Consider the following 21,985-nt stretch of genomic DNA (forward strand, 5'->3'; position numbering starts at 1 on the left):
TTGAAGGCGCGCTTGTCTGAGACGACGGGTGTGTTGCTGCTTCTCGCTCTCAATTCTTCAAATTGATCATCCGCTCGACCGAGCGCCGTGCGCGCTCCGCGAGCGCGGGATCGATCGTCACTTCCTCGCGGAGCGTCAGCAGACTCTCCAGGATATTGGCAAGCGTGATGCGCTTCATGTGCGGGCAGAGATTGCAGGGGCGCAGCATCTCCACGTCGGGCAGCTCGGCCCGCACATTGTCGGCCATCGAGCATTCCGTGATCATCACCAGCCGCCGCGGCCGCTTGTTGCGCACCCAGCTGATCATGTGCGCGGTCGAGCCGGTGAAGTCGGCCTCCGCCAACACGTCCGGCGGGCATTCGGGATGCGCGATGATCTGCACCGAGGGATCGTCATCGCGAAGGCTGCGCAGCTCTTCACCCGTGAAGCGCTCGTGCACTTCGCAGGCGCCCTTCCAGGCAATAATCTTCACGTCGGTCTTCGAGGCCACGTAGGTGGCGAGATAGCGGTCGGGCAGGAAGATCACGCTAGGCGCATTCAAGCTCTCGACCACCTGCACCGCGTTCGACGAGGTGCAGCAGATGTCGACCTCAGCCTTCACCTCGGCCGAGGTGTTGACGTAGGCAACGACCGGCACGCCAGGGAATTTCTCGCGCAGCAGGCGAACGTCTGCGCCGGTGATGCTGGCGGCCAGTGAGCAGCCTGCGCGGGAGTCCGGAATCAGCACCGTCTTATCCGGGTTGAGCAGCTTTGACGTCTCCGCCATGAAGTGCACGCCGCACTGGACGATGATGCCGGCCTTCACCTTGGTGGCTTCGACCGCGAGCTGGAGCGAGTCGCCGCCGATGTCGGCGACGCAGTGAAAGATTTCCGGGGCCTGGTAGTTGTGCGCGAGGATCACCGCGCCCCGCGCGGCCTTCAGCTCGTTGATCGCCTTGATCGTCGGCGCCATCAGCGGCCATTCGATCGGCGGGATCACCTGCTTCACGCGCTCATACAGGGATGCCGTGGCGCGCTCGACCTCCGGCGTCCAGTCCAGCGAGGGCATCGGCAACGCAAGCCCCGGCCGGCTCGGCGCGGCGGGAGGGGAGCTGACGACGTGGTCATTGACTTGATGGCCATTGATTTCGCCGGACGGCCGGTTGGCAAAATCATCGGGGCCGTAAATTCCAGTGATCGGCATCGAAGCCTCCCTCGCATCGTTTATACTCAGTTTGAGTATATAAAGGTCCTGAATAGTCCGGCCGAGAAGGCCGGAGCGGGATGTCAGGCAGGTTTAATATGCTCAATCTGAGTAAATCAAGGATAGCATGCTTTTGCAGGGACGGCTAGGCGCTGCCGCACACATTCCCGTCAAGTGCCCGTCAGGCGAGGCCGCGTGAAATGCAATGCTCCGGTGGCAGCTCCCCGTGGAATGCAATCGTTTTTGACTTGGGATTTTCATGCAGGTGCATTAAACCGGGCTCATTCGCGGCTGCCGATTTGCAGAACCGCCAACGACAGACGAGGACCACCATGTCGACACAGATCGGCGAGCTCGCTCCGGCCTCACGTTCCTCGAACTGGCGCACCCCGGCTGTGATCATTCTCTGCGGCTGCGCCATCGGCATGCTCGGCTTCGGTCCGCGCTCGGCGCTCGGCTTCTTCGTGCAGCCGATGAGCCATGAGTTCACCTGGGGCCGCGACGTGTTCGGCCTCGCGATCGCCGTGCAGAACCTGCTGTGGGGCTTGGGTCAGCCTCTCGCCGGGGCGGTGGCGGATCGCTTTGGCCTGTTCCGGGTGATGTGTGTCGGCGCTCTGCTCTATGCCGGCGGCCTGCTCCTGATGCGCTACTCCTCGACGCCGCTGTCGCTCAACATCGGCGCCGGCGTGATGGTCGGCTTCGGTCTTGCCGGCTGCTCGTTCAACCTGGTGCTGTCGGCCTTCAGCAAGCTGCTGCCGGCCGAGAAGCGCGGCCTTGCGCTCGGCGCCGGCACCGCGGCGGGATCGTTCGGGCAATTCCTGTTCGCGCCGATCGGCGTCGCGCTGATCGACAATTTCGGCTGGCAGCAGGCGCTCTCCGTGTTCGGCTTCCTGATGCTGCTGATCATCCCGCTGTCGCTGGCGCTCTCGACGCCGCCGGTCGCAAGCACGGCAACCGCGGCGCCTGCGGATGAGCAGAGCTTCACCAAGGCGCTGGCGGAAGCCTTCGGTCACCGCTCCTACGTGCTCTTGGTGCTCGGCTTCTTCACCTGCGGTTTCCAGCTCGCCTTCATCACCGTGCATCTGCCGGCCTTCCTGGTCGATCGTGGCATCTCGGCGCAAACCGGCGGCTGGGTCATCGCGGCGATCGGCCTGTTCAACATCGTGGGCTCGCTCAGCGTCGGCTACCTCCAGAACTATCTGCCCAAACGCTACATCCTCTCGACCATCTACTTCACTCGCGCGCTCGCGACCCTTGCCTTCATCTCGTTCCCGATCACGCCGTTCTCGGCGATCGCGTTCGGTGCGATCTCCGGCCTGACCTGGCTGTCGACGGTGCCGCCGACCTCGGCGCTGGTGGCGCTGATGTTCGGCACGCGCTGGCTCGCAACGCTCTATGGCTTTGCCTTCGTCAGCCATCAGGTCGGCGGCTTCCTCGGCGTCTGGCTCGGCGGCATTGTATTCGAGCGCTTCGGTTCCTATACGCCGATCTGGTGGCTCTCGATCGTATTCGGCGTGCTTTCTGCACTGATCAATCTTCCGATCGTGGAGAAACCGGTGACACGGGCGGTTGCGCAGCCGGCCTGATCGGCTAAACATCCCCGACAAACAAGTCAGGGAGTTTAGTCGTGGCCACGTTCAAGGCGATCCGGATCGACAAGGCGGACAAGGGCACCACCGCACAGCTGACGCAGTTCGATGAAGCCGAGCTGATGGACGGCGACGTCACCGTGCGTGTGGAATGGTCGACGCTGAACTACAAGGACGGCCTCGCACTCACCGGCAAGGCGCCGGTGGTGCGCCGCTTCCCAATGATCGCCGGCATCGATTTCGCCGGCACGGTCGAAGCGTCCTCGCATCCGCAGTGGAAGGCGGGCGACAAGGTGGTCTGCACCGGCTGGGGCATGGGCGAAACCCATCTCGGCGCCTATGCCGAGAAGGCGCGGGTGAAGGGCGACTGGCTGGTGGCGCTGCCGCAGGGCCTGTCGGCGCGCGACGCCATGGCGATCGGCACCGCCGGCTTCACCGCGATGCTCGCGGTCATGGCGCTGGAGAAACACGGCCTCTCGCCGAAGAGTGGCCCGGTGGTGGTGACGGGCGCCGCCGGCGGCGTCGGCTCGGTTGCGACCGCCGTCCTGTCGAAGCTCGGCTACCACGTCATCGCCTCGACCGGTCGCGCCGCGGAGGCAGATTATCTGAAGCATCTGGGCGCAGCCGAGGTGATCGACCGCAACGAATTGTCGGCGCCGGCGAAGCCTCTGGCCAAGGAGCGCTGGGCGGGTGGCGTCGACAGCGTCGGCTCGACCACGCTCGCCAACCTGCTGTCGATGACGAAATACGGTGGAGCGATCGCGGCGTGCGGCCTGGCGGCCGGCATGGACCTGCCATCTTCTGTCGCGCCGTTCATTTTGCGCGGAGTGTGCCTTCTCGGCATCGATTCGGTGATGTGCCCGATCGAGCCGCGGAAAGCCGCCTGGCAGCGCCTGGCATCCGATCTGGACCGGACAAAACTGTCTGAAATCACTCAGGAAATTCCTCTCGCCGAGGTGCCCGACTGGGGCGCGAAAATTCTGGCGGGCGCGGTCCGCGGCCGCATCGTGGTAAAAATTGTCTGACGGCGTTCAGACTTTACCAACCAAGCTGCTCCAATGTTGCCATGGTTGGTATGGTAAGCAGCGGGTAAAGAGAGATAAGGCATCGCCCGCTGCGGGGGTTGGTTCGGAGTTGAGCATGCTTGCGCGTATTGTGTTGGGGGCTGTCACGGCGGCAGCGACGTTTGCGCCGGCCATTGCCGGGAGCATGAATGCTGACGAGGCGCGCCGTTTCGTCGCCGGCAAGGTGTTCGCCTTCACCTGTTTCGACGGCACCCGCGGTGCGGGCCGCATCCTCGACGACCTCGGTGCCGCCGGGGCGGTGCAGTTCTCGGGCGCGGGCCCGGTGAAGCATCTTCGCCTGCCCGGCAATACGCTCCAGATCCGCGGTCAGAACGTCTGCGCCTCGATCAAGGGGATTCCGTTCGAGCCCTGCTTCAACCTGGAAAAGACCGATGATCGCAGCTTCCGCGGCTCGGTGTCGGGCATGGGCTTCGCCTATTGCGACTTCCACCATCAGGGCGGCAATCAGATGCTGATGGCGCGCGCCGCCGCGCGTCCGCGCTCGTTGCGCGGCTCGGACCGCACCGGTTCGGTCGCTGCACCCAACACCGAAGTCGCCGCACGCGTCGAGACGCCGCGTGTCGAGAGCGGTCGCCTCGAGCCGGTGAAGGCGGAAGCCAAGCCGGAACCCGCGAAGGCCGAGGCTCCGCTGGAGCTGCGCCGCTCGACGCAGTGAGTTGGCTGCATAGGACAGCCGCACCGTTTTTCGTTGAAAGAGTCGATCGAGCACGAAGCCGCCGCGCCGTAGTCATACGGACGGCGGCTTTCATGCCTTGGTAGCTGTTCGCGTCCCAGTTTGCGTACGGCCGGGGGACGCGGCCCGAGGCAAGAGTTCAACGATGTCGCTGTACTTCTTCCGCATCAGCACCGGTCGCTATTCCGGCGCCGCCGATCAGCCGTACGAGTTCGAGGACCGCGCAGCGGCCTGGACCGAGATGACTGAGGTTTGTGCCAATCTGCTCGGCGGCATCGCCCGCGGCCTGAAGCCGAATGCCGAGTGGCGCATGGAGCTGCTCGACGAGAACAAGCAGCCGGTCTTTCGCGTCAGCCTTGTTGGAGAGACCGTCGGATGCAAAGCTTCCTAGGTCCGACTTGAGGCTGCAATTTACAACTATGACGAGACCTTCTTCTTTCAATTTCAATTATTTAGCGCGTAAAGTCAGTACTTCTGCGAGGGCGCTCGTTAACCAAAGGTGGAACTCTGACCGATAGCTTTCACAGCTAAGGGCGATCAACGTCCAGGCGGCCAGCAATGACTTGGCAGCTCGTTTGCTGGGAACGTACCATGTTGAGCCTGTTTCGGGACATGCAGATCGGAACCAAGCTGGCGATCGCTTCGGCTCTCGGAGCGCTCCTGGTTGGAGCAATGATTGCGAGCCAGATGCTCGGCAATGCGAGCATCCGCGACACCAGCCAAAGCGCACTTGCACAGCAGGAGATCGCGCGCGACGCAGTCAGGGCCGAGGTCGCAGTTCGCGATATGCAACTCGCCGTGCGAGATCTTCGCCTGGCCAATAGTGCGGCCGATCTTCAGAAGGCCACCCAGACTCTGAGCGATCAACAGAAATCGACGGGCGCGCTGGTCGAGGCGATGCTGAGGCTTTCTCACGCGGCCGAGAACCGTGTCCATATAGAGAAACTGGGATCGCTCGCGGCGGACTATGGCAAAGCTGCACAGCAGATTGCGAGCGTGCGCGGCGAAGCCGTCGCACTTGCCGCGTCTGGCTCGGACGGCGCGACGCGCGCCGCGAAGCTCAATGAAGAAGGCATTCGCATCGCGCGGGAGGTTACGCTGCCGATCGCAGCCCAACTCGACGCACTGATCAGAGAGATCGCCGACCATGCGAAACACAAATCCGACGAGGACAACGCCGCGGCTGCCGCTCAGATGAGATCGAGCGAGCAGATCGGAACGGCGGTCGGCGCCTTCGCGGCGCTCGTTCTGATCGGCTCCTGGCTCATCTCGTTCCTCACCATCGCGCGGCCGATCCGCGCGCTCACTGTCGCCATGGACAAGCTCGCCGGCGGCGACTTCTCCGTGGTGCTGCCCGGTCTCGGCCGCAAGGACGAGGTGGGCGGTGTTGCCGCTGCAGTCGAAAAGTTCAAGATCGTGTCCGAGCAGAAGGCGCGCGAGGAGGCCGAAACAAAGATCAGGCAGGACCAGATCGGGGCCGCGCGACGCAAGGCCGAGATGCACAAACTGGCCGACCGTTTCGAATCCGCCATCGGCGAGATCGTCGAGACTGTCTCTTCGGCCTCCACCGAGCTCGAGGCATCGGCTTCGACGCTCACTTCGACTGCCGAGCGCGCGCAGGGCTTGAGCACGGTGGTCGCTGCTGCCTCCGAAGAGGCCTCGACCAACGTGCAGTCGGTGGCATCTGCGACCGAGGAACTGTCCTCGTCGATCAACGAGATCAGTCGCCAGGTTCAGCAGTCCGCGCGGGTGGCCAACGAGGCGGTCGGCCAGGCCCGTGCCACGACCGAGCGGGTCAGCGTGTTGTCCAAGGCCGCGACGCGCATCGGCGACGTGGTCGAGCTGATCAATACGATTGCGGGCCAGACCAATCTGCTCGCACTCAACGCCACGATCGAGGCGGCCCGCGCTGGCGAAGCCGGCAAGGGGTTTGCGGTGGTTGCCTCCGAGGTCAAGGCGCTTGCCGAGCAGACTGCGAAGGCGACTGGCGAGATCGGGCAGCAGATAGCCAGCATCCAGTCCGCGACCGAACATTCGGTCGGTGCCATCAAGGCCATCAGCGATACCATCGAGAAGCTGTCGGAAATCTCCTCGACGATTGCGGCCGCCGTGGAAGAGCAGGGCGCCGCAACGCAGGAAATTTCCCGCAACGTGCAGCAGGCGGCGGCGGGCACTCATCAGGTATCGTCCAACATCACCGACGTGCAGCGCGCCGCAAGCGAGACCGGCTCGGCGTCTTCTCAGATCCTGTCTGCTGCGCAAGTGCTGTCCGGCGACAGCAACCGTCTCAAGCTCGAGGTCGGCAAGTTTCTCGGCTCTGTGCGCGCCGGCTGACGACGTTCAACAAGCGTCGCTTGCAGCCGCCGCGCGCGAACCTGCGGCGGTCGCGCGCGTTCGTATTTCGCCCCGCGAGCGTTAGCATTGGAGATGTTGCTCCATCGAGCGCGGCGCAGCGCGAGATCCGTGCAGGTGCAGCGGATGATTGCAGACAACAACGAATGTCGGCCCGCCCGGTAGTTTTACGTAGGACGATGTTAACGCCTGCTTGCGAGGATAGAGCGCAATCTTACGGGATAAGAACCAGCCAGCATTGTTGAACTGACCTCCGCCCGGTCGTCCGTCGTGACGCTTGTGGCGCAGGTGATGTGCGCGTTGCCAGGCATCGTTGGGATTTGTTGTGATGTCGAAATTGTCGATCGTCTTCAAGCTGCTGACCGTGTTGTCAGTCCTCGTGCTCTCGCTCGCCGGTGTCGGCGTGACGGCGATCGGCACGATGCAGAACATCAACGCCCACACCGTCGAGATTGCGCAGAGCTGGCTGCCGAGCGTGCGTGCGCTCGGCTCGATGCGCGCCGACATCAACGAGCTGCGCGTCGCACTTCGTTTGCACCTGATGCAGGATAGTGCTGAAGGCAAGGATGCCGCCGAGAAGCGCCTCGCCTCGCTCCGCGAACGCATCGAGAAGACCCGCAAGGTCTACGAGCCGCTGATCACTGCCGCCGAGGAGCGCGCGCTCTACGAACAATGGGCGAAGGCGTGGGCCGAGTATCTGAGTGGCGTTCAGGAGGTGATGGCGCTGTCGCGCAAGAGCGTCGGCCGCTTCCCGACCGATGCCAACGAGCTGTTGCAGACCAAGGTCGCGAAAATGGCCCAGGCCGCCGATCCGCTGCTCCAGAAGGGCATCGAGTTGAACAATCAGGGCGCCGAGCTGGAGACCAAGCAGGCGTCCGACAGTTACGCCACGATCTTCCGCGTCCTGGTCGGCATCATCGTGTTTTCGGTCGTGATCGCGATCGGCGCCGCGTATTATCTCGTGCGCGACGTCTCTCGTGGCATTGCTTCGATCATCCGTCCGATGCAGTCGCTCGGCCAGGGCGACCTCTCGGCCGACGTGCCGCATCGCGGCGACAAGACCGAGATCGGCGCCATGGCCGATGCGCTCCAGATCTTCAAGGAGGCGCTGATCGCCAAGAAAGCCGCCGACGAGGCAGCGGCGCGCGATGCCGAAGCCAAGATCGAGCGCGGCCGCCGCGTCGATGCCATCACGCGCAATTTCGAGGCCATGATCGGCGAGGTGGTCGAGACCGTGTCATCAGCCTCGACCGAGCTCGAAGCATCGGCAGCGACGCTGACCGGCACCGCCCAGCGCGGCCAGGAGCTCGCGACCGTCGTCGCCGCCGCCTCGGAGGAAGCCTCCACCAACGTCCAGGCGGTGGCTTCCGCCTCGGAGGAGCTGTCCTCCTCCATCACCGAGATCAGCCGCCGCGTGCAGGACTCGGCGCGGATGGCCGCAGAAGCCGTCGAGCAGGCGGCGCGGACCAACGAGCGCGTCAACGCGCTGTCGCAGGCAGCCTCGCGCATCGGCGACGTCGTCGAGCTCATCAATACCATCGCGGGCCAGACCAACCTGTTGGCGCTGAACGCCACCATAGAGGCCGCACGCGCCGGCGAGGCCGGCCGCGGCTTCGCCGTCGTTGCCTCGGAAGTGAAGGCGCTCGCCGAGCAGACCGCGAAAGCCACCGGCGAGATCGGTGCGCAGGTCGCAGGGATTCAGGCCGCCACGCAGGAATCCGTCAGCGCCATCCAGGAGATCGGCGGCACCATCGAGCGCCTGTCCGAAGTCTCCGCTGCGATCGCCGCTGCGGTCGAAGAACAGGGCGCGGCCACGCAGGAGATATCGCGCAACGTCCAGCAGGCCTCGCTCGGCACCCAGGAAGTATCGTCGAACATCACCAACGTGCAGCGCGGGGCGATCGAAACCGGCTCGGCCTCGACCGAAGTGCTGTCGGCGGCGAAATCACTGGCGACCGACAGCACCCGTCTGAGGGTCGAAGTCGCGCAGTTCCTGGAGTCGGTCCGCGCGGCCTAACAGCGGCGCAGGCTCTTGGCTTACCTCTCCCGAACGGAGAGGTCGGATCGCATCGAAGATGCGATCCAGGTGAGGAGAGCTCCACCGATCCCTACGCGCTCGTCTGCGGAGCCGACGGGGTTTGCCGCCGGAACAGGATGCGCTGGTAGAGCCAGCCGATCGCGACCAGCACGACGCCGAGGCACATGAACGACAGCGCGCGGTAGACGCCTGTCAGCGTCGACATGTCGATGACGAAGGCCTTCAGGATCGTCAGCGCGATGACGGCGGCAGAGGCGAGTCGCGCCCGCTCCGAATTGACCAGGATGCCGATGCCGAGCAGCACCACGCCGAAGGCAAGCCAGCCGGTCGAATAGGTGTATTGCTCCGCGCCCGTGGTGCCGCCGTAGAGCAGGACCGGGCCGTGATAGAAGCGGCGGATCTCCAGCGTCACGTAGGTGAGCGCGAACACAAGTGCCCCGCCCGCAATCGTATTGGCATAGGCGACGGGGCGATGGCCCGCCATTGCATAGGACAACAGCAGCATCAGCACCGCGGGGAGCGCATAGCCGAGCAGCAGCAGGTTGAACACAAGGCCGCCGACATTGACGCTGGAGAGCAGCAGCGGGTTCTCCAGGATCAGCAGGCCGAACACGCTGATGAGCCCGGCGATCGCGGTGAGCGCGACCGCGCCGACATTGTGCACGATGCTGTGGCTACGCAGCCGCAGGCGCTCCAGCCCGATCGCCATCGCCAGCGTGACGCAGACTTGCAGCGCGAATTCCAGCAGCGAAGGCGGCGAGGTCATGCGGCCGCCGGTCGCAAGGTGCCGGATTTCCATGAAGGCGAGCAGCGCGGTGAACAGGACGGCCGCAGTCTCGACCATGCGCAGCGGCGCATCGTCGGCGCGGCGGCGCAGGAACATGCTCGCGCCCCAGAACGACAGCGCCGGCAGGCCATAGCCCCACAACAGCCAGTTCAGAATCGGCGTGGTGCCGACGGCATCGCCGACGATGCAGGGATCATAGACGATGCGTGCCGTGACGATGCCGGCGAAGATGGCGGCGAGCCAGCGCAGGAACGGGATCGGCCGCTGCATCGAGATCCAGGCGGTGCCGAGCGACATCAGCGCGAGCGCGATGGTGAGCCAGCCCTTCTCCAGCGCGAAGGTCAGCGCCAGCGCCAGCGCGCCGAGCGTGCCGGTCGCGAACAGCGCCGTCGAGATCATGGCGCCCGGCCGGGTCTCGCGCCGTGTCAGCGATTCGGTCGCAGCGCCAAAGGCGGCGGCGAGCAGCACGGCGAGAATCGCAAACGGGATCGAGCGATCGAGATGGGCGATGCGGGCGTGGAGCGCAACCAGGATCGCGATCGGCGTCGCGACCGCACTTGCCGACCACACCACCGGGATGATCGCCGAATTGGACCGGCCCTGCGCGAGGAAGCCTGCCGTGCCGAAGCCCGCGGCGAAGATCGCGGCCGTGACCAGATGCAGTGTCACCGAACTATCGGTGGGGACAGGACCGATGCCGGCCATGGGGCCGCCCGGCAGCACCAGCATGTCGGGATTGGCCCGCACCGCCCATTCGGCGAACACGATGAAGACGGTCGCCGCAGCCGCGCCCAGTGCACCCGTTGCCGCCGGCGCGCGCCAGGCGACAAACAGCGTCCCTGCGACCAGTAGGGTGAAGGCAGTGAGCGCCAGATCGGCATGCGCGCTCGACAGCACGATGATCATTGCCGCGAACAGATAGGCGCCGAGCGAGCTCGACGACACCGGCTCGATCTCGCCGTCCTCGATGGTCGGGCCGAACATGAAACCGCAGACGACGAGAAGCGCAGCGAGCGTGAAGCCCGCAATGACGTGGAAGGCGTGCGGGGCCACCTGCAGCTCGAGCTCGAGCCCCATGAACGTCCAGAGCACCGCGAAGACGATCGTAGTCACCGCGAGCCAGCGCCATAGCCGGATGCGGGCAAGGCCGAAGCTCGCTGCGGTGACGATGGCAAGATAGATGTAGAGCGCCCAATAGTCCGGCTTGCCGCTGGAGACGAGGACCGGCGTCACGAACGCGCCGACGACGCCGAGGCCGGCGAGCGCGGGCCCGTGCAGCAGCGCGGCGGCCAGCGTGCCGAGCGCGACGAGGCCGAGCAGCACGAAGGCGGTGGCGGGCAACAGGAAACTGTAGAGCGCGTAGGCTGCATAGATGGTCGCGAACGCCACCGCCGTGCCGGCCGCGGTGAGGATCGCGGGGATGTTGGCGATCGGCAGCGCCGCGATGCTGGAGATGCTCTCCTTGCGCCGTGTCCATTCGCCGGCACCGAGCAGCGCCAGCGCGAACAGGCCGCCGAGGAACACGCGCACGCCGGGCCCGACGAGGCCGGCCTCGATCGAATAGCGCACCATGAAGAAGCCGCCGAGCGCGAGCGCAAGCCCGCCGATCCACACCACCCAGCGCGTGCCGAGTCGCTCCTCGAAGCCGGGTGCGGGTGCAGGCAGGGGTGGCGGTGCATCGGCCTCGGTGCTCGTTTCGAGCGGCGGCGGCGAAACGGGTTCGGTGAGGGCCGGGGGCGCCTGCTCGGCTTCCGGCGCAAGCGGCGGCGGCTCCGCGGCGGCCGTCGCGGTTGCGGGCGCCTGCTCCCAAGTCGGCGTAAGTGGCGGCGGCTTAACTTGCCGCTGCGCGTCAAACATCTCTTCGAGCGAGCTCAGCCGGCGGCGCAACTCAGCCGCCTGACTGGAGGCCTTGATCGCGATCAGGAAGGCGGCGATCGCAAGGATCAACGCAAAGACGTCAAACGGGCCGTCGAACATGAAGCCTCCAGGCAACCGGCGGGCAGGGCCGATCGCAAATTCTTAATCTAGCGCCGGGAGCGTACGCGCAAGCCCGGCGCGGGCCGCTCCTGGAGTACTTCGCGGCGGAAGCGATAGAGTGCCGCCGGGCGTCCGCCGGTCTGTGTCGACATCGCCCCGGTCGGTTCGACCAGGGCTTCCATTTCGACGAGGCGGCGGAAATTCTGTTTGTGCAGGTGCCGGCCGGAGATGGCCTCCACCGTATGCTGCAATTCCGTGAGTGTGAATTCGGCCGGCAAAAGTTCAAAAACAACAGGACGATACTTCAGTTTTGCGCGCAGCCGTGCGATGGCTGTGGCGAGGATGCGCCGATGATCGAACCGCATCGAGGTCCCGAGCGCAGGAAGCGTCTTGCGCGCTAATGCCGCAGGCCTGCCGTCGCGCCGCGCCTCCTCGATCATCCCGGCCTCGTACAGGAGCTCATAGCGATCGAGCACGCGCTCCTCGTCCCAGGGCGCACCGTCGAGACCGAAATAGAACCGCACGCGATCCTTTCGTGGCAGCGCCCGCGTCGTCTGCGGCGTCTCCTCCTCGGCCCATTTCGTCAGGGCCGGTATGATGTCGCGGGCGATGATCTCTGGCGGCTGCTCGCGCCAGTCTTCCCAGGGGAAGAAGCGATACCATGGCTCGAAGCTCGCACCGGTCGCGGCGAGCTCGCCGCTGGCGGCGCGCGTCAGCGCGAGATAGCCGATCGACACCATATGCGGGCCGGTGTCGCCGGCATCGGCATGACGGCCGCGGTCGCCGAAGGTGTAGAGCTGCTCGACATAGCCGAGCCGCAGGCCCGTCTGTTGCTCGACCCAGGCGCGCAGGCCGATCTCGAAGGTGCGATGGGCGAGCGCATCGAACGGCCCGAACGGCAGGCCGGCAAGCCCGTCACCGCCGCGCGCAGTGAGGATCAGCGGCTCGTGGTCCTCGATCGCGACGATGGCCGCGGTCAGGCCAATCTCGATCGGCGTCAGGAGCGTCTCGCTCATGCGGCAAATGTCGCGGGAGTCGTGAGAAAGATATGTCGGCTCATTGAACAAATCTCGCCGCGAGCTCGCTGCACCTCTCCCGCTCGCGAGAGAGGTCGCGCCAAAGACGCAGGTGAGGGCTTTCTCCACGCCGGGAGAACCCCGATGCGGAAGCACCCTCTCCGCAACCCTCTCCCGCAAGCAGGAGAGGGGGCGCAGTCCCATAGCCGCTGCTATTCGGCTCTCGCCTCATTCGAGCTCGATCACGAACGGACGGCCCTCGACCATCATCGCGCCCGGGCCCATCTCGTCGAGCGCGCGCAGCATGCGGCCGTCGCGTCCCAATGCACGGTCGGCGAGGCCGACGATGCGCCGGTTGGGCGAGGCGATCGGCGAGGCTGCGCGGATCTTCCTGGCGATCTCTATCTCGTCGCGGTTCGGATTGAGTGCGCATACCGCGGCAAACGCGCTCGCCGTGGAGCGGCTGATGCCGGCGTAGCAATGCACCACCAGCGGCGCGCTGCGGTCCCAGCCGCGCACGAAGGTCAACACCTGCTCGATATGCGTCTCTGACGGTGCGACGAAGCCGTCCATCTGCTCGGTGATGTCGTCCATCGACACCTTGAGATGATTGGCCGGCAGCACGGACACGGGCCGCGCCACCTGCTCGACATTGGCCATCACCGTCAGCACGTGGCTGGCGCCGGTCAGGCGGACGGTTTCGGGAAGCGCGGCGAGGGAACAGACGTGGATCATGGCGGACCTTTTTGGCGTCGATTATAGCGAGCGGCCGTAGGGTGGGCAAAGGCGCATCGCGCCATGCCCACCGTTGTTTCGCGCTGCGTACAATCTCGCCTTGTTGGTCGGCACGCTCCCGCCTTCGCTCTGCGGGTTACGGCGGACAAGTCGCTTTGCCTACCCCACGAAGGGATGATGTTACGCAAAGACCGCGTTGAACCGCTCCAAAAACTGCTTCTCGGCCCGCGCCGCGGTCCAGGGCGTGAGATAGTCGCGCCGGACGTTGTCGGGCAGGCCCGGATCGCGGCCGAACAGGCGCCTTGCCTCGCTTTCGCTGAAGCCGGCGAGCTCGGTTGCCTCCAGATAGGCCGCACCGCGATCGGCGGCCTTGATGGCTTGCGTGATTTCCTCTGGCAGCACCGGCGGCAAGCCGAAGCGGATGTGGATGGCGCCGAGCAGGCGCTTTTCGACCGCCTTGTAATGGCCGTCGAGCACGGCCTTGAACGGCGAGATCATGTCGCCGATCACATATTCGGGCGCGTCATGCAGCAGGGCCGCCAGCCGTATGCGTGGATCCACGCGCGGCATCTCGTGCCGCATCACCGTCTCCACCAGCAGCGTGTGCTGCGCGACCGAGAAGATATGCGCGCCAACGGTCTGCCCGTTCCAGCGCGCCACCCGCGCCAGTCCATGCGCGATGTCGGCGATCTCGACATCGAGCGGGGAGGGATCGAGCAGGTCGAGCCGCCGTCCCGACAGCATGCGCTGCCAGGCGCGGGACTGCGCATCGCGCGCGGTCTTCTTCGCCGTCATTTGACCTTGAGGCGCGGCTTGCGCTGCGTCTTGCCGCAGGTTGCATGACAATGGCAGTCGACCAGATGGTCGTTGACCATGCCGGTCGCCTGCATGAAGGCATAGACGATGGTCGGGCCGACGAACTTGAAGCCGCGCGCGGACAGCTCCTTGGAGATCTGCACCGACAGCGGCGTCGAGGCCGGTACGCTCGCCGTGGTCTTGAAATGGTTGACCTTAGGCTCTCCGTCCATGAAGTCCCAGAGGAGCTTCGAGAAGCCCGGCCCCTTCTCCATGATATCGAGATAGGACTTTGCGCTCAGGATCGCGCCGTCGATCTTGGCCTTGTTGCGCACGATTCCGGCGTCGTTCATCAGCGCGTGCACCTTCTTGGGCGTGTAGCGCGCGATCTTCTCCGGCTGGAAATCATCGAAGGCTTTGCGGAAATTGTCGCGCTTGCGCAGGATCGTGATCCAGGAAAGGCCGGCCTGGAAGCCGTCGAGCATCAGCTTTTCGTACAGTGCGCGGTCGTCATATTCCGGCACGCCCCATTCGGTGTCGTGATAGGCGACATAGAGCGGATCTTCGCCGGGCCAGGGGCAGCGTGTCAGGCCGTCGGGATGCAGGCGAGGGGCGCGGCTCATGCGATGGGTTGCTTCGTTGGAGTGCGCACGATGTCGGGTTCGGCGAGTGTCAGCGCGAGGCCGCCCGCGGTGAGGGGCTGGCCCGCATCGAGCGCATCGGCGACGCGGTCGACGCGCACCAGCGCGATGCCTTTGCCGCCGGCGGTCGAGCCGATGGTGCCGACCGGCTTGTCGCCGGCGAGAATGGTGGCGCCAATCTCGGGCGAGGGGCCATCGAGCAACACCTTGACGCTGCGGGTTCGCGCGGTGCCGCGATGCTGCATGCGCGAGACGACCTCCTGGCCGACATAGCAGCCCTTGTCGAAATCAACGCCGGCAAGCCGGTCCATGTTGGTCTCGTGTGGGAACGCGTCGCTGTACATGAAATCCAGCCCGCCGCGCGGCACGCCGAGCGCGATACGGTGGGCGTCGTATTCGCTGGCATCGACGAGCTCGGCGCCGATGAGATCGGACAGCTTCTGCCTGAGATCCTCGGGGATTAGGATGCGGTAGCCGAGCTCGCTATGGCGCGGATCGGCGAAGCCGAGATCGGGCTGAGCGGCAGGCTGGCCGTCCCAGGCCGCGAGCACGCCCAGCGCATCGGAGAGGTTTTCCACCGTGACGTTGGCGCGCAGCTTGTAGAATTTCAGCTTGGTGGCGAGGCCTTCGGCCAGCGCTTTAGGGCAATCGATCAGGAACCCGCCGCCATGGCCGGCGGGCACCTCCGTGATCAGGAAATCGACGATGATCTTGCCCTGCGGCGTCAGCAGCGCACCGAATCGCCCCAGGCCCGGCTTGAGCCTGTCGAGATCGGTGGTGACGAGGCCGTTGAGGAAGTTGCGCGCATCCTCGCCCGCGACCTTGACCACGCCCCGGTCGGGAAGAAACGCTGATTTCATACGAAAATCTCTTGCGACATGTTGCTGCGGAACGTAAGCCCGCAAGCCATAAACGACAAGACCTCGAGCCCTGCGCTTGGGGATGAGAGAGGCCCTTAGCCATGACCCAGCGTTTCGACGTGATCCTCAAAGGCGGCACCGTCGTCAACCAGGACGGCGAGGGCTTGCGCGACATCGGCATCACGGGCGGCCGCATCGCCGAGATCGGCGCGCTGTCGCAATCCAGCGCAGCGGAGGTGATCGACTGCCAGGGCTTGCACATCCTGCCCGGCGTGATGGACACGCAGGTGCATTTCCGCGAGCCCGGGCTGACCCACAAGGAAGACCTCGAGACGGGTTCGCGCAGTGCCGTGATGGGCGGCATCACCGCCGTGTTCGAGATGCCGAACACCTCTCCGTTAACGGTAACGGAAGCCGAATTCACCGACAAGGTGAAGCGGGCCCATCACCGCATGCATTGCGATTTCGCCTTCTTCATCGGCGGCACCCGCGAGAACGTACAGGACCTGCCGGTGCTGGAGCGCGCGCCCGGTTGCGCGGGCGTCAAGGTGTTCATCGGCTCCTCAACCGGCGCGCTGCTGGTGGAGGACGACGAGAGCCTCCGCCGCATCTTTCAGGTCATCCGTCGCCGCGCCGCGTTCCACGCCGAGGACGAGTATCGCCTCAACGACCGCAAGTCGCTGCGCATCGAGGGCGACGCGCGCTCGCATCCGATCTGGCGCGACGAGACCGCGGCGCTGATGGCGACGCAGCGCCTCGTCAAGCTCGCGCACGAGACCGGCAAGCGCATCCACGTGCTGCACATCTCGACCAAGGAAGAGATTGAGTTCCTGCGCGATCACAAGGACGTCGCCTCCTGCGAGGCGACGCCGCATCATCTCACGCTGGTCGCGCCGGAATGCTACGAGCGGCTCGGCACGCTGGCGCAGATGAATCCTCCGGTGCGCGGGGCAGATCACCGCGCCGGCATCTGGCGCGGCATCGAGCAGGGCATCATCGATGTGCTCGGCTCCGACCACGCCCCGCATACGCTGGAAGAGAAGCAGAAGACTTATCCGGCTTCGCCCTCCGGCATGACCGGCGTGCAGACGCTGGTGCCGATTATGCTCGATCACGTCAATGCCGGCCGGCTGTCGCTGGCGAGGTTCGTCGATCTCACCAGCGCCGGTCCCGCGCGGCTCTACAACATAGCCTGCAAGGGCCGCATCGCGGCCGGCTACGATGCCGACTTCACCATCGTCGACTTAAAGCGCAGCGAGACCATCACCAACAAATGGGTGGCTTCCAAAGCCGGGTGGACCCCCTACGACGGGTTGCGCGTCACCGGCTGGCCCGTCGGCACCTTCATCCGCGGCCGCCGCGTGATGTGGCAAGGCGAGCTGGTGACGGCCTCGCAAGGCGAGCCGGTGCGGTTTCTGGAGACCTTGAGGGCGTAGAGAGTTCGGTCAAACCTTTCCTTCCGTTGTCATGCCACGCGAAGGCGTGGCATCCAGTAATCCGCCGCGATAATTGGCTGATACGATTGCCGCCTTTGGAATACTGGATTGCCCGCTTCGCAGGCGACGACAGCGTGCCCGGAAGCGCAAGTTCAATTGGGAGAGAGTAATGTCCCCACGGACACCCCTCATCACCACCGAGCAACTCGCAGCCATCCTCGACAATCCCAACCTTCGCCTCTACGACTGTACGACCTACAACGAGCCGGTGCCGCCGGGCAGCGACCTGCCTTATCGCGCGGTGCCAGGCGACAAGACGTTTGCGGCCGGCCACATTCCGGGCGCCGATTTCCTCGATCTGCAAGGCGAGTTCTCCGACGCCTCGGCGCAGCAGTTTTTCATGATGCCGGATCTGGCCCAGCTGGAGGCCGCCTTCGGCCGCCACGGCCTCGACGCGAACAAAACCATCGTGCTCTACAGTATCGGCACGATGATGTGGTCGACGCGGTTCTGGTGGATGCTGCGCTCGCTCGGCGTCGATGCGCTTGTGCTCGACGGCGGTTTCGACAAATGGAAGGACGAGGGGCGGCCGGTCGTATCAGGCGTACCGAAGGGCTATCCGACCACCACGTTCCAGGCTGCACCTCGCCCAGGCTACTTCGTCGACAAGAACATCGTGAAGGCGCGGATCGGCGATCCCGCGACGGTGATCGTCAACGCGCTCGGTCCGCAGTTTCACCGCGGTCTCGAGCCGAGCCGCTACGGCCGGCCAGGCCGCGTTCCCGGCAGCGTCAACGTTCCCGCCGCGACGCTCACCAATGCCGACAAAACGCTGACGACACTGGCCGATGCCGAGCACAAATTCACCGCCCAAGGCGTTACGCGCGATAAGAATGTGATCCTGTATTGCGGCGGCGGCATCTCGGCGACGATCGACCTGTTCCTGCTGACCCAGCTCGGCTATGACAAGCTCACGCTCTATGACGCCTCGATGGGCGAATGGGCGAGGGATCCCGCCTTGCCGATCGAGACGGATTAAGAAAGGCGCTTCTTATCTTCTCGGCTCCAGTGGAGCCTAAGAAACTCGGGAACCTTTCCTCAGAGCCTGCATCCAATAGCCAGATCGAACGGAGATGGGTAACCGCAATGCAACCGACCGCAGCCGGCCTGTCCGCCGGCGTTAGAACCGCGGAAGCAGAGCTGATCGACCGAGCGCGGGGCCGTGACGAGGCCGCCTTGCGCGAGATCATGCAGGCCAACAACCGCAGGCTCTACCGCCTCGCGCGCGGCATCCTGCGCAGTGACAGCGAGGCCGAGGATGTGGTGCAGGAGACGTATGTCCGGGCCTTCACCCACCTCGACGGTTTTCGGGGCGAGGCCGGGTTGTCGACCTGGCTGTCGCGCATCGCCATCAACGAGGCGCTCGGCCGGATGCGCAGCCGAAAGCCCGATGTCGAGCTCGGCGCGATACCTAATGCCGCGCTCGATGCGCAGATCATCAAGTTTCCCGTTTCTCCCGCAGGCGATCCGGAAAGGACCATGGCCCAACGTGAAATCCAGCGCGTGGTCGAACGCGCAATTGACGAGTTGCCGGATGTCTTCCGCATGGTCTTCGTTGCCCGGGTCATGGAGGGGATGACCATCGAGGAGACCGCCGATTTGCTCGGCGTAAAGCCCGAGACCGTGAAGACGCGGCTGCACCGCGCCCGCACCATGCTGCGCGAGAATGTCGAGAAGGAGATCGGGCCGGTGGTGATGAATGCGTTCCCGTTCGCCGGATGGCGATGTGAGCGCTTGACCGTATCAGTGCTGAAGCGGCTCGGCTTCAGCGGCTAAAGTTTTCGGGAACGTTTGCGCGAAATACCCATCCAATTCCTGTGAAGCAACGCGCCGGCCAAACGTCCGGCACCACAGGAGTATCAAACCATGTTCATTCGATGGAGCGCGGCCGCCGCAGCCCTTTTGTTGTCGAGTTTTGGGCTGCTGCAAGGCGCGAGTGCAGCCGACAAGCCCACCGATCCGCAGATCGCCCATATTGCCTACACCGCGGGCGTGATCGACATCAACGCAGCGAAGCAGGCGATGAAGAAGGCCAAGAACAAGGACGTCAAGGCCTTCGCCGAGGACATGGTGCGCGACCATGAGGCCGTCAACAAGCAGGCGCTCGCGCTGGTCAAGAAGCTGAACGTCACGCCTGAAGACAACGACACCAGCCGCGCGCTGTCCAAGCAGGCAACCGACAAGCTGGCTGAGCTCGACAAGCTGAGCGGCGCCGCCTTCGACAAGGCCTATGTCCAGAACGAGGTCGCCTACCACAAGGCGGTCAACGCCGCGCTGGAGACCCAGCTCATTCCGTCCGCGAGCAATAACGAGCTGAAGAGCCTGTTGCAGACCGGCCTGAAGATCTTCCAGGGTCATCAGCAGCACGCCGAGCACGTCGCGGCCGAGCTAAAATAGGAGAGTGCGATGAAGCCGGGACGCCTCGCTTCGATCGCGCTTGCGGTCATGTTGCTGGTCGTCCCGGCGCGTGCGGCGACCATTCAAATCACGATGGACAATCTCGTGATCTCACCGGCCGAAATGTCGGCAAAAGTCGGTGACACCGTTGAGTGGATCAACAAGGACATCTTCGCTCACACAGCCACCGCGACCAACGGCGATTTTGACGTCCCTCTGCCGCCGAAGAAGTCCGCGACGTTCGTGGTGAAGAAAGCGGGAACGGTCGATTACTATTGTCGCTACCATCCCAATATGAAGGCGACTCTGAATGTCGAGCCCTGACGCCGGGGGCGCATTCCCGATCGCATCGGGAATGTCTCCCGGTCATCGCCAGACTAAGCTTGTCCGCGCTCAATCGCTTCCGTGCGATAAAACGCGGCAGACTTCGCGAGCACGTCGCAGAGTCATTCATCCGTCAACCGGCCCCGTGCCGTGGCGGGGTTATTTTTCGAACAGGTTATTGTCTGGAGATTCCGACCGAGAACTCGCCATTGCGAATGCGGCCAGGAAAGCTCTCGACGAACTTCGCCACCGCGTCCTCGCCATAGGTGCCGACGAGCTCGGCAAAGGCCGCGAACAGGCTCGCCTGCGCCAGGCAATCGCCGTCGACGCCGTCGTGGCGCGCCTCGGCCCAGGCCTCATTGAGATAGCTCAGCGCAGCCTGCTTCTGCTCGTGATCGGGCAGCGGCGCGCGGGCGGGGGCGTAGGAAATCGGCTGGCTCATGAAACTCGGTCAGGGCTGGGGCGCGATCCACGGCGATGCGCTGTGCGAGAGGTGTAGCACGGGCGTTAACGACCGCTAGGCCACATCTTTAAGAACGGTTAACGCCTGTGAACAAAGTCGATGACGGAGTTCCATCCGCGTCATTTCCGGGCCGCGCGCAGTGCGAACCGGACGGAGAGCTCAGTTCGCGTAACGCGCCGTGAGATCGCGCGAGATCTTGGAGCCTTCCTCGATATAGCGGCGGATCGCCACCGTCGCTGCCGGCGTGCAGCTCCGGTAGGTCTGCTGAAAGCCGTTATAGCCGCGGTTGAAGGCGGCGATCATGCGGGTGCGGCGATCGCCGGAGGGGGTTTCGGCATCGATCAGCGCCTGCATCTCGCTGCGCCATTTGTTGCCCTCGTTGGACCCGCAGATGCCGCGCAGATAATGCAGCCCGCCGAGGATCTCCGCCAGCCGCTGCAAATCGCCGTCAAACGGCGCCGCCACGTCCTGAGCCCGGCCGGGCGCAGAGGCGCAAGCGAGAATCAGGGCGAAAATGGCCAGAAGTCGCATGGACATTGGCGGGGTGTATGCCTCCTCGGGGCGTTGCACGCAAGGCGGAGCGTCAGTCTCCGATCAGGCGTGCGGCGGATTGGATGACCTCCTCCAGTCCGCCGGTCAGCTTGAGCTCGCCCAGGCCTGCGATGGCATCCGGGGCGATCCAGCGGTAGTCGTCGAGCTCGTCGTTCAGAACCGGTTCTTTGGCCACCCAGCGGGCGGCAAAGGACATGATCAGGTAATGACCGGCTCCGGCTGCGGCCGGCAGCACCTCGCGCCAGCCGGCGAGGCCAATGATGTCGATGGCAAGCCCGGTCTCCTCGTCGACTTCGCGCAGCAGGGCCTGGTGCAGCGATTCGCCGAACTCGACCCGACCCCCGGGCAGCGAATAGAACCCCTTTGCGGGCGAACGGGCGCGGCGGGTCAGAAGCACCTTGCCGTCGCGAAAAATCGCTGCACTGACCGCGATCTGGGGATGGGACGGCTGGACCGCGGAAGCCACGGCTCAGTTCGCCATGATGGTGTCGATGTCGGCTTCCGCGCCGCCATTGATGATGCCGCCGCAGGCCGCGATCAGCGGCTTGACCCATGCCGTGGCCTGCTCGGCGAGCCGAACGCGCGTCGTGTCCTTGTCGACCTCGCGCATGGCCGAGCCGACCGCGGTCAGGATCGAGGTCATGGTGTCCGTGATGTGGTCGAACTGGGCCCGCACCTTGGGATCGGCCTTCTCATAAGCCTCGATGGCGAGGTCGCGCGCCTTAAAATTCGACGCCGTGAAATGCTCGGCATAGGATAGCGGCGTCCAGGTCAGAAAATCTTCCGCGCATTCCGGCATGTCAGGGACCATTTCCAGCAGCATCACCGCTTCATTGAAATGGTTGAGATAGTCGGTGGCAAGCCCCGTCCGCGGGTTGATGTTGGCGACGCGCAGCCGCTCGGCCCAGGCGGCGGCCTCGGGGCCCGTCTGTACATGCGTCCGCGCGGGCTGGGAGGCCGTTGAGCTCATTCGCCGCAGTGTTAACGTTCGGGGTTAAAAGGACCTGAACGGACCCTATATA

At 64.8% G+C, this 21,985-nt stretch carries 23 protein-coding genes; 11 read left to right on the top strand and 12 right to left on the bottom strand.

The window, feature by feature from the left end:
- Positions 1–49: 49 nt before the first annotated feature.
- Positions 50–1,183, bottom strand: a complete 1,134-nt coding sequence (nadA, locus tag IVA87_RS06110; RefSeq protein ID WP_247303382.1) for a quinolinate synthase NadA — start codon at positions 1,181–1,183, stop codon at positions 50–52.
- A gap of 332 nt (positions 1,184–1,515) precedes the next feature.
- Here nadA and IVA87_RS06115 point away from each other — a divergent pair, with 332 nt between their 5' ends.
- From IVA87_RS06115 to IVA87_RS06135, 5 genes are all read left to right on the top strand, one after another.
- Entirely contained in the window at positions 1,516–2,769 is a 1,254-nt protein-coding gene (locus IVA87_RS06115) for an MFS transporter (protein WP_247333020.1), read from the top strand.
- A gap of 41 nt (positions 2,770–2,810) precedes the next feature.
- On the top strand, positions 2,811–3,797 hold the full coding sequence (locus tag IVA87_RS06120; protein ID WP_247303379.1) for an MDR family oxidoreductase: 987 nt from the start codon (positions 2,811–2,813) through the stop codon (positions 3,795–3,797).
- Between the two features lie 115 nt (positions 3,798–3,912).
- On the top strand, positions 3,913–4,512 hold the full coding sequence (locus IVA87_RS06125; RefSeq protein WP_247303377.1) for a hypothetical protein: 600 nt from the start codon (positions 3,913–3,915) through the stop codon (positions 4,510–4,512).
- A gap of 163 nt (positions 4,513–4,675) precedes the next feature.
- Positions 4,676–4,921, top strand: a complete 246-nt coding sequence (locus tag IVA87_RS06130) for a hypothetical protein (protein ID WP_247280305.1) — start codon at positions 4,676–4,678, stop codon at positions 4,919–4,921.
- Positions 4,922–5,121: 200 nt separating this feature from the next.
- Positions 5,122–6,864, top strand: a complete 1,743-nt coding sequence (locus tag IVA87_RS06135) for a methyl-accepting chemotaxis protein (protein ID WP_247303375.1) — start codon at positions 5,122–5,124, stop codon at positions 6,862–6,864.
- A gap of 81 nt (positions 6,865–6,945) precedes the next feature.
- On the opposite strand, the gene IVA87_RS06140 is transcribed toward IVA87_RS06135, so the two are convergent.
- Complete coding sequence (locus tag IVA87_RS06140) at positions 6,946–7,236, bottom strand: hypothetical protein (protein ID WP_247303373.1); 291 nt, start codon at positions 7,234–7,236, stop codon at positions 6,946–6,948.
- Here IVA87_RS06140 and IVA87_RS06145 point away from each other — a divergent pair.
- Positions 7,211–8,899: a methyl-accepting chemotaxis protein gene (locus IVA87_RS06145; protein WP_247303371.1), complete on the top strand. Its 1,689-nt coding sequence runs from the start codon at positions 7,211–7,213 to the stop codon at positions 8,897–8,899. The genes IVA87_RS06140 and IVA87_RS06145 overlap by 26 nt on opposite strands.
- A gap of 91 nt (positions 8,900–8,990) precedes the next feature.
- Here IVA87_RS06145 and IVA87_RS06150 read toward each other — a convergent pair whose 3' ends face one another.
- The 6 genes from IVA87_RS06150 to IVA87_RS06175 all read right to left on the bottom strand — a co-directional run bounded on the left by IVA87_RS06150 (position 8,991) and on the right by IVA87_RS06175 (position 15,731).
- On the bottom strand, positions 8,991–11,684 hold the full coding sequence (locus IVA87_RS06150) for a DUF2339 domain-containing protein (RefSeq protein WP_247303368.1): 2,694 nt from the start codon (positions 11,682–11,684) through the stop codon (positions 8,991–8,993).
- Between the two features lie 47 nt (positions 11,685–11,731).
- Positions 11,732–12,700 carry an NAD regulator gene (locus IVA87_RS06155; protein ID WP_247303366.1) on the bottom strand — a complete coding sequence of 323 codons (969 nt, stop codon included), beginning with the start codon at positions 12,698–12,700 and terminating at the stop codon, positions 11,732–11,734.
- 228 nt (positions 12,701–12,928) lie between these two features.
- Positions 12,929–13,435, bottom strand: coding sequence for a protein-tyrosine phosphatase family protein (locus tag IVA87_RS06160; protein WP_247303364.1), 507 nt, complete (start codon positions 13,433–13,435; stop codon positions 12,929–12,931).
- A 180-nt stretch (positions 13,436–13,615) separates the two neighbouring features.
- On the bottom strand, positions 13,616–14,230 hold the full coding sequence (locus tag IVA87_RS06165; RefSeq protein WP_247303362.1) for an HD family hydrolase: 615 nt from the start codon (positions 14,228–14,230) through the stop codon (positions 13,616–13,618).
- Entirely contained in the window at positions 14,227–14,853 is a 627-nt protein-coding gene (locus IVA87_RS06170; RefSeq protein ID WP_247303361.1) for a DNA-3-methyladenine glycosylase I, read from the bottom strand. The genes IVA87_RS06165 and IVA87_RS06170 overlap by 4 nt, the downstream gene beginning before the upstream one ends.
- Positions 14,850–15,731: a folate-binding protein gene (locus IVA87_RS06175; RefSeq protein ID WP_247333021.1), complete on the bottom strand. Its 882-nt coding sequence runs from the start codon at positions 15,729–15,731 to the stop codon at positions 14,850–14,852. The genes IVA87_RS06170 and IVA87_RS06175 overlap by 4 nt, the downstream gene beginning before the upstream one ends.
- A 101-nt stretch (positions 15,732–15,832) precedes the next feature.
- On the opposite strand from IVA87_RS06175, the gene IVA87_RS06180 reads away from it, so the two are divergent.
- The 5 genes from IVA87_RS06180 (at position 15,833) to IVA87_RS06200 (ending at position 19,948) form a co-directional block, all read left to right on the top strand.
- A complete protein-coding gene (locus tag IVA87_RS06180) occupies positions 15,833–17,167 on the top strand; it encodes a dihydroorotase (RefSeq protein ID WP_247303359.1) in 1,335 nt (444 codons plus the stop codon).
- A 169-nt stretch (positions 17,168–17,336) separates the two neighbouring features.
- Entirely contained in the window at positions 17,337–18,206 is an 870-nt protein-coding gene (locus IVA87_RS06185; protein WP_247303358.1) for a sulfurtransferase, read from the top strand.
- A 107-nt stretch (positions 18,207–18,313) separates the two neighbouring features.
- Positions 18,314–19,003: an RNA polymerase sigma factor gene (locus IVA87_RS06190; RefSeq protein ID WP_247303357.1), complete on the top strand. Its 690-nt coding sequence runs from the start codon at positions 18,314–18,316 to the stop codon at positions 19,001–19,003.
- A 90-nt stretch (positions 19,004–19,093) separates the two neighbouring features.
- Entirely contained in the window at positions 19,094–19,624 is a 531-nt protein-coding gene (locus IVA87_RS06195) for a DUF4142 domain-containing protein (RefSeq protein ID WP_247303356.1), read from the top strand.
- 9 nt (positions 19,625–19,633) lie between these two features.
- Complete coding sequence (locus IVA87_RS06200; RefSeq protein ID WP_247303355.1) at positions 19,634–19,948, top strand: cupredoxin family copper-binding protein; 315 nt, start codon at positions 19,634–19,636, stop codon at positions 19,946–19,948.
- A 175-nt stretch (positions 19,949–20,123) separates the two neighbouring features.
- Here IVA87_RS06200 and IVA87_RS06205 read toward each other — a convergent pair whose 3' ends face one another.
- The 4 genes from IVA87_RS06205 to IVA87_RS06220 all read right to left on the bottom strand — a co-directional run bounded on the left by IVA87_RS06205 (position 20,124) and on the right by IVA87_RS06220 (position 21,933).
- Complete coding sequence (locus IVA87_RS06205) at positions 20,124–20,390, bottom strand: hypothetical protein (protein ID WP_247303353.1); 267 nt, start codon at positions 20,388–20,390, stop codon at positions 20,124–20,126.
- A gap of 180 nt (positions 20,391–20,570) precedes the next feature.
- Positions 20,571–20,948 (bottom strand): TIGR02301 family protein, encoded by a 378-nt coding sequence (locus tag IVA87_RS06210; protein WP_247303351.1) that lies wholly within the window; start codon positions 20,946–20,948, stop codon positions 20,571–20,573.
- 46 nt (positions 20,949–20,994) lie between these two features.
- Positions 20,995–21,429, bottom strand: coding sequence for an NUDIX hydrolase (locus tag IVA87_RS06215; protein WP_247303348.1), 435 nt, complete (start codon positions 21,427–21,429; stop codon positions 20,995–20,997).
- A gap of 3 nt (positions 21,430–21,432) precedes the next feature.
- Entirely contained in the window at positions 21,433–21,933 is a 501-nt protein-coding gene (locus IVA87_RS06220; protein ID WP_247303346.1) for a hypothetical protein, read from the bottom strand.
- Positions 21,934–21,985: the final 52 nt, after the last annotated feature.

This window comes from Bradyrhizobium sp. 147, from assembly GCF_023073935.1.
In the GTDB taxonomy this organism is placed as follows: Bacteria; Pseudomonadota; Alphaproteobacteria; order Rhizobiales; family Xanthobacteraceae; genus Bradyrhizobium.

Excerpts from the sequence above, each read along its gene's own strand:
- IVA87_RS06115 (WP_247333020.1), top strand. The coding sequence starts at position 1,516 with ATGTCGACACAGATCGGCGAGCTCGCTCCGGCCTCACGTTCCTCGAAC.
- nadA (WP_247303382.1), bottom strand. The coding sequence starts at position 1,183 with ATGCCGATCACTGGAATTTACGGCCCCGATGATTTTGCCAACCGGCCG.
- IVA87_RS06170 (WP_247303361.1), bottom strand. The coding sequence starts at position 14,853 with ATGAGCCGCGCCCCTCGCCTGCATCCCGACGGCCTGACACGCTGCCCC.
- IVA87_RS06195 (WP_247303356.1), top strand. The coding sequence starts at position 19,094 with ATGTTCATTCGATGGAGCGCGGCCGCCGCAGCCCTTTTGTTGTCGAGT.
- IVA87_RS06130 (WP_247280305.1), top strand. The coding sequence starts at position 4,676 with ATGTCGCTGTACTTCTTCCGCATCAGCACCGGTCGCTATTCCGGCGCC.
- IVA87_RS06125 (WP_247303377.1), top strand. The coding sequence starts at position 3,913 with ATGCTTGCGCGTATTGTGTTGGGGGCTGTCACGGCGGCAGCGACGTTT.
- IVA87_RS06150 (WP_247303368.1), bottom strand. The coding sequence starts at position 11,684 with ATGTTCGACGGCCCGTTTGACGTCTTTGCGTTGATCCTTGCGATCGCC.
- IVA87_RS06145 (WP_247303371.1), top strand. The coding sequence starts at position 7,211 with ATGTCGAAATTGTCGATCGTCTTCAAGCTGCTGACCGTGTTGTCAGTC.
- IVA87_RS06210 (WP_247303351.1), bottom strand. The coding sequence starts at position 20,948 with ATGTCCATGCGACTTCTGGCCATTTTCGCCCTGATTCTCGCTTGCGCC.
- IVA87_RS06160 (WP_247303364.1), bottom strand. The coding sequence starts at position 13,435 with ATGATCCACGTCTGTTCCCTCGCCGCGCTTCCCGAAACCGTCCGCCTG.
- IVA87_RS06155 (WP_247303366.1), bottom strand. The coding sequence starts at position 12,700 with ATGAGCGAGACGCTCCTGACGCCGATCGAGATTGGCCTGACCGCGGCC.
- IVA87_RS06180 (WP_247303359.1), top strand. The coding sequence starts at position 15,833 with ATGACCCAGCGTTTCGACGTGATCCTCAAAGGCGGCACCGTCGTCAAC.
- IVA87_RS06220 (WP_247303346.1), bottom strand. The coding sequence starts at position 21,933 with ATGAGCTCAACGGCCTCCCAGCCCGCGCGGACGCATGTACAGACGGGC.
- IVA87_RS06190 (WP_247303357.1), top strand. The coding sequence starts at position 18,314 with ATGCAACCGACCGCAGCCGGCCTGTCCGCCGGCGTTAGAACCGCGGAA.
- IVA87_RS06205 (WP_247303353.1), bottom strand. The coding sequence starts at position 20,390 with ATGAGCCAGCCGATTTCCTACGCCCCCGCCCGCGCGCCGCTGCCCGAT.
- IVA87_RS06165 (WP_247303362.1), bottom strand. The coding sequence starts at position 14,230 with ATGACGGCGAAGAAGACCGCGCGCGATGCGCAGTCCCGCGCCTGGCAG.
- IVA87_RS06175 (WP_247333021.1), bottom strand. The coding sequence starts at position 15,731 with ATGAAATCAGCGTTTCTTCCCGACCGGGGCGTGGTCAAGGTCGCGGGC.
- IVA87_RS06135 (WP_247303375.1), top strand. The coding sequence starts at position 5,122 with ATGTTGAGCCTGTTTCGGGACATGCAGATCGGAACCAAGCTGGCGATC.
- IVA87_RS06200 (WP_247303355.1), top strand. The coding sequence starts at position 19,634 with ATGAAGCCGGGACGCCTCGCTTCGATCGCGCTTGCGGTCATGTTGCTG.
- IVA87_RS06185 (WP_247303358.1), top strand. The coding sequence starts at position 17,337 with ATGTCCCCACGGACACCCCTCATCACCACCGAGCAACTCGCAGCCATC.